We start from the raw sequence: 10893 nt of genomic DNA, 5'->3' as shown, positions 1-10893 counted from the left end.
CGCATGCCGCAGTGCACGCCGGATACCGCACCTACGTCACCACCGCCGCCGACCTGGCCGCCCGCTGCCACAAAGCGGCGATCGAAGGCCGCTGGTCGACGACCATGCGGTTCTTCGCTGGCCCGACGCTGCTCGTCATCGACGAACTCGGCTACCTCCCCTTGCCCGCCGAAGCCGCATCAGCGTTGTTTCAGGTTGTCGCGCAACGGTATCTGAAAACATCGATCGTCATCACCACCAACCGATCGGTCTCCGAATGGGGCGAAGTCCTCGGCGACACCACCGTCGCCGCGGCCATGCTCGACAGGCTCCTACACCGCTCCGTCGTCCTCAAACTCGACGGCGACAGCTACCGACTACGAGACCACCACGCCCGCAACGAAACCCACCGCACAGCAATCGCACCCAGCCGCCGACCGCTATAATCCGACCGCACCCAGGTGAGGAATTTCAATGAGCATCACTGGGGACTTTCGATGAGCCTGATCACTCGCGCGGCCGAGCACCACGCGGATGCTCAGGTTCTCCCGCAGCTTCGAGGGCAGCGCCGCCGAGTAGACGTGCTGACCCGCGACCAGGAGATGCACCCCGTATGCGCGGCTCTTCGCGGCGACCTCCGCCAACCAGTTCACGGTGTACTCGGCGTTCTTCCGCGCGACCGGGTCCGCGCCGTCGGAGAGCGCGCTGTTGAGGAAGGCGCCCATCTCGTCCCAGATCAGGACCACGCGGGTCCAGCGGATGTCGGTCACCCCGCGCTGAACGAGCTCGTCGCCGAGGTCGCGGCGGAATCGGTACAGCTCCAGGAGCTTGTGCACCGTCGCGTGCATGGTGGCCGGCGTGGCGACACTGAGGTGGGTGATGCCGGGAACGCGATCGAGGTACAGCTGGCGGAATTCAGGGGTGCCCTTGCCGTCGGCCAGCCAGACCTCGCATCCCTGGGCGGCGAGGCTCCGAGCGATGACCGACATGAGGGTCGACTTGCCCGAGTTGGTCATGCCGTAGATCGCTGCGTGGCTTCGGGTAGCCAGCTTGGGAGCGATCACCTCGCCGTCCTCCGTGACCCCCAGGAACAGCCGCACCTCCGAGGCGCAGGCGTACCGCTCGGCCTCCGTGCGCGGGAGGTACATCCGGTCGGCAGACAGCGGGTTCTGAGCCGGGTAGGACCGAACGAGCTTGCGCGTGTTCAGGTGGAGCACGGGCCAGACTCCCCGGCTCGTGACCTCGAGATCGGGTGCCCGCAGCGCCTGCCGGAGGCCCGGGACTGCCTTGCGCACTGCGTCGAGGGTCATGCCGGCCGGCGGCCGGAGCTCCGCTGTGGCGCCGCGTTCGTCCTCGCCCCAGCCTGATAATGCTTATTACCAGTGTAGTCGAGAATCGCTTGCCTGTCCGCGCTGGTTAGAGCCTGCCTGGCTGCGATTCCGCTGGCTTCGTCAGTGGTTGTGCGGAGGGCGGCTACCGCGGCCTTCTCGCCGCCCTCCTTGAGGGTCTTGGATGCGATCTGCTCTCCGCCTACTCGGAGTAGTCCTCCGAGTGCGCGTCCTGCGCCGGGTGCAGCGGCGGCGACGCCGACGACGTCGAGGATGCCGAGGAAGGTGTCGAGACTCTTGTCCTCCACAGCGCCGTTCGACAGGTGCTGAGTGCCTTCGTAACCGTTGGTAGCCGAGATTCTGGAGATATCGATCCCGGTGTTGGTGGCTTGCTCGACGCTAAATCCGCCGTCGGGTCGAGCGAATATCTTCGCCATTAGGGGCTTGCCGTTGCCGCCTAGGATCGGCTTTCCGTCGGGGCCGGTCATTGGCGCCTGGTACGTGCCGTTGCCGGTCTGAGTTATCTGGCTGGGGTCGAACTTGGGGACGAGGCCGTACTCGCCCAGTGCCTCGAGCAGCGCAGCGTAGGTCCTTTTCACCTGGCCTTGGGCGGCGGTGATCGTCACCCTGTCGCCCGAGCTTGTGTACAGGTCCCGGACCGCTCGTTCGTAGGCTTCTTGGGCGGGCTTGACCTTTTCGTTGAAGATCTTCAGGCGTGCCGGATCGCCGAGCTCGTTGATGCGGCTCGCAGCGAGGACCTCTTCGTCTACGCCGTTGATCCGATAGTGCTTGGCGAGGCCTTGCTGTCCCATGTTCGTGATGGTGGTTTCTATGACATCGCCGTTGGCGTTTACGCCGGTCGTGCGGTAGACGTTGCCGTTCTCGCCCGTGGTGATCGTCTCGGTGTACCCGCCGCCATACTGGTCCGCAACATCGACATGAGTGCGCTGTTCGGGGCTGGTGTTGTCGACGGTTCCTCGATTGCCAGGTGTGTCGGTCCAGCTCGAGGTGACCGGATTGCCGTTCGAGTCAACCTGGGTGTGGCCGTCGATGCGTGATCCATCGAAGGTCTGGGTCACTGTGTCGACGTTTCCTGCGCCGTCCCGAGTGGATTGCGAACGGCTGGCATTGCCATCGTCGCTGACCACGGTGGTATCTACCTGACCGGACGGATCACCTACCGAGACGGAACTCAGACCGTTGTCCTGCGGCGTTCCCGGCGCCGGGGTCTTCACTTGCGTCGGCACAGTACCTTGGACCGCCTGCACCAGGGGATTCTGCGCGACCTGCGGGGACACCTCCACCGACACCGCAGGGCTCCCGGGATCCGGAGCCTGCGGCACCACTCCCGAAATCGCCGGCAGCATCGATCCCGCCGTCTGAGCTGCCTGCTGCTCCGTCGGAGGTGCATTCCCAACAGAACCAACCTGTGCACCGGCACCGGCACCTGCCGCAGCACCGTCACCGGGAGGGTCAGCCAGGATGGGGTTGTTGTTGCCTTCCGGGCGGTTGATGGTTTGGATGAGGTCGTCGCCGCTGCGGGTGTAGCTGGTGGGGATCTTCTCCCCTGTCTTGGTGTCGTAGGCCCAGGGGGTGAACCGGTCAACTTCATTGCCGTCACGGTCGTAGGTGGAGAGGGTGCCGTCGTCGTTGACGTCGACGCTGCCGCCGTCGGGGCGGTCCACTTCGTTGATGTTGAACCGGTACTGCGACGGGGCATCCGCGTTCTCGGACAGGATGAACGTCCGCTTCCCGTCGGGGGTGGTCCACTCCTTGTAGTTCTCGCCGTCGACCTGATCGTTCGGGATCATGTCGTTGGTCGGAGCAGAGCCGTCCGGATTGAGCGGGCCAGCCTTCCGTCCGCGGCGCCCCGTCATCAACGCCGACACTTCGCCGACGAGGTACGCCCACGACGGTGCGCCGTCCTTGTTCTCGCCGTCGCCACCGTTGTCGGGGCCGGTTCCGCCGCCGTTGTTACTCGCGTCGCCGCCACCGGGGCCGCCGGTGGCGCCCGCGCCGTTGGCGGCGCCGGGGACCGCGCACTGCGACTCCGTTTTGGTCACCGTCACCGTGGGGCTGCTCGGCTGCCCCGACGGGGACTGCTCGGGCTGCTGGCCGTCGCTCTGGCGGGGTCCGCCGGGTGCGGTGGTCTGCACCGTCGGGTTCTGGTTCTGCTGTCCCTGTCCGTTCCCCTGCGGCTGTTGGCCGCTGCCTTGGCCGGGTTGTTCGTTGCCGGGGATGTTCGGGGCCTGCTGGCCGGGAGTGCCGAACTGGGGGGTTTGGGCTTGGATGCCGGGACCGTTGTCACCGCCGCTCCCCGCGGGGGAGGTGGCGATCCCGTTGTTGTCCTGCCCGCCCTGCTGGCCGCCCTGTTGTCCGCCGGGTGCGCCGGTCTGAGCCGGAAGCGGAGTGAACGTCAGCTCGGGTCCGGTCGGCCCACACGTGGCGGGGCCGCCGCCGGGGCACGGCGCCGCCGCAGCGACACCACTGCCGGCGCTGGTCGCGGCGAAGCCCATCATCCCGACCGCGACCATGATCCCGGCGACCGCAGCGGCGGCGCGCACTTGCTGCGGCGCCGGTGCACCGACCCCGGCATCGCGGAGCTTGCCCAGGCCGGCGAAGAGAATCTTGCCGACGATCACCATGACGAGCCAGAAGGTCAGGAACACCACTGGCACCGGAGTGAACCTCGGTGCTTCGATGGAGAACAGGACACCGCCGAACAGTCCGGCGAGACCGATGATGGTGAGGAACGCGCCCTGTAGACGCTGCTGCAGGAGGGGGTTGCGTTCCTGTGGTTGCGGGTTCTGCTGGCTGTCACGGGCGTGCCGCCTCGACGGGGATGCCCTCGCCCGGTCGCACCCATTCGCGTACGTCGAGGACCATGCCGGGGCGGTAGAGCTCGGCCAGGTCGATGTCACTGATGGTGCGCGCCTGCTTCCCCTCGATGAGGCTGCCGCTGTGCAGCGGCGCGTCCACGTGCGTTCCGCAGTGGGTGTTCATCTCGGTCATCCAGTCCTCGCCCCAGCCCTCGCCGTTGGGGAGTTCATGGCCCGCACAGCCGAAGATGTCCACCATGCGGTCGCGGCCCTCGCCGCTCGGGTGCAGGTAGTGGATCCTCGGGGCGAGAACGGATTCCAGGGCCTTGTAGGCCTCGGGCACGAGGTCGCGGTTGGCGGGGTCCAGCGTGCGGGAGAGGTCGATCAGTGTGGTCATCGTCGGATGCCTTTTTCGAATGTCGGAGGGTCAGAGCTTGACCCGCGCCGCGGACGCGTGATGCGTGGGCGAGGGATACACGGTCTGCAGGTCCAGCGGCTGCGGGAGCGCGCCGAGTTCCTCGATGACGCCGGGGCGGTGCGGGTTCCAGCCGAGCGCGGTCATCGCGTGCGCGCTGGAGGCGCGGGCGTTGACGAAGAAGTCGAACTCGTTCGCCCGGCCGTTGAGTTCGCGCATCTCCCCGTGGTTCACCAGCACCACCTCGCCACCGAGACCCGACGCGCGGCTGACCGCGTGCGCGATGTCCATCGCCGTCACCGTGTCGACGGCGCCGAAGTACAGCCCACGGGCCTCGGGATCACCGACCGCGAGGGCGTACAGATCGGCGAGGTCGTCGACGTGGACGAAGGTGCAGGCGTTGTCGCCCGGAGCGACCGCGTACGCCACCCCGTGTGCGCGAACGCCGTTGAACTGCCGGGCGATCGGCCCGATGTACCCGCCGTCGCGGCCGTACACCTGACCCGGTGCGATGACGACACCGCGCAGCCGGCTCTCGCCGAGGACGCTCAGTTGGACGTCCCGCAGGTGCGCGTAGTAGTACGCCGGTGTCATCGGGTCCGCTTCGGTGACGACGCGATCGGGCTGGAGCGAGCCCGTGTCCATCCAGGCGCCGACGCCGGAGGTCCACAGGTAGAGCTTCCCGTCGTCCAGAGCGTCGATGAGCGTGCGGGTGGCGTTGATCGACTGGTCGACGGTCTCCAGGGCCTGCGTGAGGAATCCGCCGGTCGAGATCTGGATCACCCCGTCCGTGGCCGCGGCCTGTTCGGCGAGGAGGCCGGTGTCCGCCAGTGAGCCGCGGACGGGCCGGACTCCCGCCTCCGCGAGCCGGGCGGCGCTGGTCTCACTGCGGGCGAGCCCGACGAGCTCGTGACCGTCGGCCATCAGCCGTGCGCAGACGGCGCTGCCGATGTATCCGCTTCCTCCGATGACGAAGTACTGCACTGGGGGCTCCTTGTCCGTGCGGTCGCTCGACGTCCGGGAGACGCCGCCGACCGCTAACGCACATCTCTTTGATTTCGAGATGTGACCCTACTCACGGCGATCCTTAAATGCAATGGGCTTTGCGATTAACGATGCGAGCCCGATACGATGACGTCGTGAACGAGGTGGTGAGACGGCCCGGAGGGCGAAGCGCGCGCGTCCGGCGGCAGGTCCTCGACGCGACTCGCGAGCTCCTGATCGAGTGCGATCTGGAATCGGTGACGATTCCCGAGGTGGCCGCCCGCGCGGGCGTCCACTACAGCTCCATCTACCGCAACTGGACCGACCGCGGTGTTCTGCTGCGCGATGCGCTGCTCGACCTCGTCGCAGGCGTCGCGCCGGTGCCGGACACGGGCGACCTCGAGGCGGACCTTCTCGAGCTGACCGACGGTGTACTGGACCTCTATCAGACACCGGTGGGGCGGATCCTGCTGTCGACCACGCGGTCGGCGGAGGAAGCGCTGGTGGACTTCCGCAGCGCCTACTGGGATCTGCGCCTGGAGGCGCTGTCGGCGATCATCGACCGCGCGGTGGATCGCGGTGAGGTGCCGCCGACCAGCGACCGCAGGCTGATCTTCGAGATGATCCTCGGGCCGATCCTCAGCCGGCAGCTGCTCCTCGGCAGCGAGCTCACCGACCTCTCGAGCCGCACCATCGTCGACCTGGTCCTCCCGGGGCTCCGGGGGCAGGAACACGACGCCGGCGCGAGCGGTGCGCGCACGGATCGTCGCGCGCGGTGACGACGGTGCGCGACCGCTGACGGATGCGAACCCGTCAGTGCCGGTTCCAGAACTGGTGGACCACACCGTTCGGCGTGGCCATCGACTCGATGTCGAACCGGTCGTGCACGCCGGACAGACCCTCCCACAACGACACCCCACGGCCCAGGACGATCGGCTGGATCGCGAGGTGCACGAAATCGACGAGGTCCTCCCGGAGGTAGTCGCGCACCGTCGACGGGCCTCCGCCGATGCGGACGTCCCCGCCCCTGGCGAGTTCCTTCGCCTCGGCGAGGGCGTCGGCGGGGGAGGCGTCGCGGAAGTGGAAGACGGTCCCGTTCGCGAACTCGATCGGCGGGTGCGGGTGATGGCTGAGCACGATCACCGGGGTCCGGAACGGGGGGTCCTCGCCCCACCAGCCGCGCCAGCCGTCATCGCCCCACGGACCCCGCTGCGGACCGAACTTGCCGCGCCCCATGATCTCCGCGCCGACTCCCTGGCCCCAGACGCTGGTGAACAGGCGGTCGGAGGTGATCGGAGCATCGGCCCGGTCGACACCGGCGATAACTCGTCCGTCGAAGCGGGCGAACAACTCGCCCGCGCCACCGATCGGCTCGTCGACTGTGATCGTCCCGCCGGCGGCGTAACCGTCGATCGACACGTTCATCAGGTCGACCCGTACTCGTACTTCTCGTGTCATGGCGATCTCCGTCGTCTCGTGCCGCGCCGCCGTCGGGCCCGGTCCACTCCTTCGTCGAACGGGGCGACGCGGATTCGACATGCGGGTTCGGAATTCCCGCCGATGAACGAAGTGAGAGTATCGAAGCATGTCTGAGCAGCGTCCTGCGGAAACACCGTCGAATCCGGCACTGGCCGCGGAGGCGCGGATCGCGCGGACTGCGGTCACCGTCTTCCCGCTCCTCGTGCTGGTGGCGGGCGTGGTCGGCTACCTCGCGCCCGGGACGTTCAAGCCGCTCGCGCCGTCGGTGCCGTACCTGCTGGGCGTGATCATGTTCTGCATGGGCCTCACGCTGACCCCGCCGGACCTGGCGTCGGTGGCGAAGCGCCCGTGGGCGGTGGTGCTCGGCATCGTCGCGCACTACGTGATCATGCCCGGCGCGGGGTGGGTGATCGCGCACGCGCTGGGGCTCGAACCCGAGCTGGCGGTGGGCGTGATCCTGGTGGGGTGCGCCCCGTCGGGGACGGCGTCGAACGTGATGGCGTTCCTGGCCAAGGGCGATGTGGCGCTGTCGGTCGCCGTCGCGAGTGTCTCCACCCTCATCGCCCCGATCGTGACGCCCCTGCTGGTGCTCTTCCTCGCCGGTTCGTACCTCCCGATCGATGCCGGCGGGATGGTGCTCGACATCGTCAAAACCGTTCTGCTGCCCGTGATCCTCGGCGTCATGGCGCGGAAGTTCGCGAAGAGTCTTGTCGCGAAGGCGCTTCCGGTCCTCCCGTGGGCGTCCGCGATCGTCATCGCGCTGATCGTCGCGATCGTGGTGGCGGGCAGCGCGAGCAAGCTCGCCGCCGCGGGCGGCATCGTCTTCCTCGCCGTGGTGTTGCACAACGGCTTCGGGCTCGCGCTCGGCTACCTCGCCGGCAAGGTGGGGCGGCTCGACGACCGGGCGCGCCGGGCCCTCGCGTTCGAGGTCGGTATGCAGAACTCCGGGCTCGCCGCGACCCTGGCCACTGCGCACTTCTCGCCGCTGGCTGCGCTGCCGTCGGCGGTCTTCTCGCTGTGGCACAACGTGTCCGGAGCGATCGTCGCTGCGTGGCTCGCACGCAGGCCGATTCGCGACTGATCGCGCCGCGATGGGCGCTGCGCCGCGCGCCGCGCCGTCAGGACGCCATCACGCCGTGCATGACCACGTTCGCCGCGACCTCGCCGATGTCGACGGTGTCGTCGGGCGTGCCGCCGATCAGCGTGGTCGAGAACGTGACCAGGTGCTCGTCGTCCTGCGAATAGATCTCGTTGCGGATCGTGACCATGTCGAACCCGCCCACCTGGCGGTACTTGTCCACGTGGACGTGGACGGTGAGCTCGTGGCCCGCGACGACGGGCTGGTGGTAGGTCATCGACTCGTCGGCCTGGATCAGCTGGCTCGCGCCGTAGCCGACCACGCCGTCGTCGAACAGGTGGCGGTTCGCCACCACGCCGGCGACGCTGACCAGCATGGGCGGCGCCACCAGGTCGGCGTAGCCGGCGGCGCGCGCGGCCTCGAGGTCGAAGAAGCGCGGGTCCGTGAACTGGGAGGCGATGGCGTACTCGCGCACCTTCTCGCGCCCCACCAGGTAGGTATCGGGGTGCACCCGGTGGTATCCGACGGCGTCGGCGGCCCGCCGGCTCTTCTCGTCGGCGGTCAGGTCCGTCACGCTCGCATCGATAGGCACGGGATTCCAATCTACGGGGTCGACGGTCCGCCCGGGGCTGTCCAGGTGTCCAACGCTCGGGCCGTCGTGTTGTGGGGTGCTCACCCCGCGCGATGGCGCCGGACCGCCTCGCGGCTTCCGCACCGCGGCGAGCAGTACCGCTGTCGGCCGTTGCGGGAGACGTCCGCGAACACACGATCGCAGTCCGACGAGGCGCAGCGACCCAGCCGGTTCATGCCCCGCGTGGTCAGGTGCAGGGCCGTCCCGGTGAGGATCAGCACGGCGAGCTGCCCGGTCAGCGTCGCCCCCGACTCGCGGTAGTGCAGGTGCCAGCCGGTCCCGGCGTGGTCGGTGACCCGCGGATGCGAGGCGTGGGCCGCGAGCAGCGCGTTGAGTCGCTGCACCCGGTCCGCGACCTCCTCCGCGTCGACGACGGTGAGCCACGCCGCGATCAGTTCCCGGCACCCCGCGTAGTCCTCCGGGCCGACGGATTCGACGAGGACGTCGTGGGCGGCGCACCGTCGGACCAGGTCGCGGAGGTCGACGGGCGGATCGTTCGCCAGATCCTCGGCCAGCAGGACCGGACCCTCGCCGTAAGGGTTGATATGCACAAGGCCATTACAGCACGATCGAGCGGTGCCCGATATCACCACGACGACGCTGCTCCTCCTGCTGATCGCCGCGCTCGCCGCGGGCTGGGTGGACTCCGTGGTGGGCGGCGGTGGGCTCATCCAGCTCCCCGCACTGCTCATCGCCTTCCCGGCGGCCGCGCCCATCCACCTGCTCGCGACCAACAAGATGGCCTCGATCGCGGGGACGACCACCAGCAGCATCACCTACTGGCGGCGCGTGCGCCCGGACCCGCGGACCGCCGTGGCTCTGGCCGTCCCGGCGTTCGCGGGCGCGATCGGCGGCTCGATCATCGCCTCGCACATCCCGCGCTCCGCGTTCAACCCGATCATCCTGGCCGCGCTGATCGCCGTCTTCGCCTACACGCTGCGCCAGCCGGACCTCGGCGACGAGACGAACCTGCGGTACCGCGGGCACCGTCATCTCCTGACGGCCGGGCTCGCCGGGTTCGCGATCGGCGTGTACGACGGTGCGCTGGGCCCCGGCACCGGCTCCTTCCTCGTGTTCGCGATGGTCGGGCTCATGGGCTACTCCTTCCTCGAGGCCTCGGCGAAGGCCAAGGTCGCGAACTTCGCGACGAACCTCGCCTCGCTCGTGGTGTTCCTGCCGCAGGGCGCGGGCTACTGGAAACTCGGCGTCGCGATGGCCTGCGCCAACGTCGCGGGCGGCTACCTCGGGGCGCGGACCGCAGTGGCCAAGGGGAGCGACTTCGTCAAGGTCGTCTTCCTGGTCGTGGTCTCCGCGTTCATCTGCAAGATCGGGTACGACGTCGTGACCCAGTTCACGCGCGGCTGAACGGTTTGCGTTGTACCCCATGGCTCGCCGTAAAATGGTCGGGTGAGTGAAGCCGCCGTGGCCCCCGAAGACCCGATCGACCTCGAAGCCTGGCGCAGCGCCAACGAACTGTCCGTGCCCTTCTCCGAGGCGCTCGACCAGTGGGCCGATGCCGCCCACGCAGCCCTCGTCGAACTCGCCGGGCGGTACGGCTCGTACATCAGCTACGCGGAACTCGCGGCGCGGGCGCAGGCCGATGTCGGCATCGCCACTCGCGCGCCCGTCCGGCTCTGGATCGCCGCGCTGCAGCGCCGCGTCACCGACCGCTGCCAGGCCGCCGGCGAGCCGCCGCTCGTGGCGCTGATGGTGGCCCACGACCAGACCGTCGGCGAGGGCTACGCCTACGCGGTCGCCGTCGCGGACCTCCCGGTCCCGGAGAACCTGGACCAGCACGCCGCCGCGGCCCGGTTCGCCTGCTACCTCCACTTCGGGGCGACGGTGCCCGCCGGCGCCGGCCCGCAGCTGACTCCCAAGCTCGAGGAGGCCCGCCGCGCCGCCGCGGCGAAGGCCGCCCGCGTGCGCCCCACCAAGGCCGTCTCGAAGGGCCGCGTGGTCAAGGCCCGCACAGCCGAGGCACCCCGCGCGACGCGGGCACCGTCGGCCCGCCCCACCAAGGCGGCGGCCAAGCCCGAGCCCCGTCCGGCCAAGTTGTGCCCCAACTGTTTCACCCAGCTCGCCGCAAACGGCGAGTGCGGCTTCTGCTGAATCTCGCGTGGGGTCTTCGGTAGGCTGAAGGCAGGTACACCGGGCTCCGGGGTCTTCGCGCCGCGGTTCGC

Annotated in this window: 12 protein-coding genes; 5 read left to right on the top strand and 7 right to left on the bottom strand. The window is 68.9% G+C overall.

The window, feature by feature from the left end; translation table 11 throughout:
- Window positions 1–425: ATP-binding protein (locus AXK60_RS12835; protein WP_175400005.1), on the top strand; the 425-nt coding region annotated here is incomplete at its 5' end.
- Here AXK60_RS12835 and AXK60_RS12830 read toward each other — a convergent pair.
- The 4 genes from AXK60_RS12830 to AXK60_RS12815 form a co-directional block, all read right to left on the bottom strand.
- A complete protein-coding gene (locus AXK60_RS12830) occupies window positions 420–1274 on the bottom strand; it encodes an FtsK/SpoIIIE domain-containing protein (protein ID WP_175400004.1) in 855 nt (284 codons plus the stop codon). The genes AXK60_RS12835 and AXK60_RS12830 overlap by 6 nt on opposite strands.
- 11 nt (window positions 1275–1285) lie before the next feature.
- Window positions 1286–3985 (bottom strand): hypothetical protein, encoded by a 2700-nt coding sequence (locus AXK60_RS12825; protein ID WP_139057921.1) that lies wholly within the window; start codon window positions 3983–3985, stop codon window positions 1286–1288.
- A gap of 139 nt (window positions 3986–4124) precedes the next feature.
- On the bottom strand, window positions 4125–4523 hold the full coding sequence (locus AXK60_RS12820; protein WP_068571478.1) for a cyclase family protein: 399 nt from the start codon (window positions 4521–4523) through the stop codon (window positions 4125–4127).
- 30 nt (window positions 4524–4553) lie between these two features.
- Entirely contained in the window at window positions 4554–5525 is a 972-nt protein-coding gene (locus AXK60_RS12815; protein WP_068571477.1) for an NAD-dependent epimerase/dehydratase family protein, read from the bottom strand.
- A gap of 155 nt (window positions 5526–5680) precedes the next feature.
- Between AXK60_RS12815 and AXK60_RS12810 the strand changes: the two genes are divergently transcribed.
- On the top strand, window positions 5681–6304 hold the full coding sequence (locus tag AXK60_RS12810; RefSeq protein ID WP_068571476.1) for a TetR/AcrR family transcriptional regulator: 624 nt from the start codon (window positions 5681–5683) through the stop codon (window positions 6302–6304).
- A gap of 34 nt (window positions 6305–6338) precedes the next feature.
- Here AXK60_RS12810 and AXK60_RS12805 read toward each other — a convergent pair whose 3' ends face one another.
- A complete protein-coding gene (locus AXK60_RS12805) occupies window positions 6339–6983 on the bottom strand; it encodes a dihydrofolate reductase family protein (protein WP_068571475.1) in 645 nt (214 codons plus the stop codon).
- A gap of 127 nt (window positions 6984–7110) precedes the next feature.
- Here AXK60_RS12805 and AXK60_RS12800 point away from each other — a divergent pair, with 127 nt between their 5' ends.
- Window positions 7111–8085: a bile acid:sodium symporter family protein gene (locus AXK60_RS12800; RefSeq protein ID WP_068571474.1), complete on the top strand. Its 975-nt coding sequence runs from the start codon at window positions 7111–7113 to the stop codon at window positions 8083–8085.
- Between the two features lie 37 nt (window positions 8086–8122).
- Here the strand turns inward: AXK60_RS12800 and AXK60_RS26990 are convergent, their stop codons facing one another.
- A complete protein-coding gene (locus tag AXK60_RS26990; protein WP_175400003.1) occupies window positions 8123–8674 on the bottom strand; it encodes a MaoC family dehydratase N-terminal domain-containing protein in 552 nt (183 codons plus the stop codon).
- An 80-nt stretch (window positions 8675–8754) separates the two neighbouring features.
- Window positions 8755–9264 carry a CGNR zinc finger domain-containing protein gene (locus AXK60_RS12790; RefSeq protein ID WP_068571472.1) on the bottom strand — a complete coding sequence of 170 codons (510 nt, stop codon included), beginning with the start codon at window positions 9262–9264 and terminating at the stop codon, window positions 8755–8757.
- A 25-nt stretch (window positions 9265–9289) separates the two neighbouring features.
- Between AXK60_RS12790 and AXK60_RS12785 the strand changes: the two genes are divergently transcribed.
- Both AXK60_RS12785 and AXK60_RS12780 read left to right on the top strand, forming a co-directional pair.
- Entirely contained in the window at window positions 9290–10078 is a 789-nt protein-coding gene (locus tag AXK60_RS12785; RefSeq protein ID WP_068571471.1) for a sulfite exporter TauE/SafE family protein, read from the top strand.
- Window positions 10079–10120: 42 nt separating this feature from the next.
- Window positions 10121–10822 carry a hypothetical protein gene (locus AXK60_RS12780; protein ID WP_231855561.1) on the top strand — a complete coding sequence of 234 codons (702 nt, stop codon included), beginning with the start codon at window positions 10121–10123 and terminating at the stop codon, window positions 10820–10822.
- Window positions 10823–10893 lie beyond the last annotated feature (71 nt).

Origin of the sequence: Tsukamurella pseudospumae, assembly GCF_001575195.1 — a bacterium.
GTDB classification, from domain to species: Bacteria; Actinomycetota; Actinomycetes; order Mycobacteriales; family Mycobacteriaceae; genus Tsukamurella; species Tsukamurella pseudospumae.
The sequence above is the reverse complement of the archived record's forward strand: the minus strand, read 5'-3'. Positions and strand labels throughout refer to the sequence as shown.

Coding starts and splice junctions, on each gene's coding strand:
- AXK60_RS12820 (WP_068571478.1), bottom strand. CDS start 4,523: ATGACCACACTGATCGACCTCTCCCGCACGCTGGACCCCGCCAACCGC.
- AXK60_RS12805 (WP_068571475.1), bottom strand. CDS start 6,983: ATGACACGAGAAGTACGAGTACGGGTCGACCTGATGAACGTGTCGATC.
- AXK60_RS12800 (WP_068571474.1), top strand. CDS start 7,111: ATGTCTGAGCAGCGTCCTGCGGAAACACCGTCGAATCCGGCACTGGCC.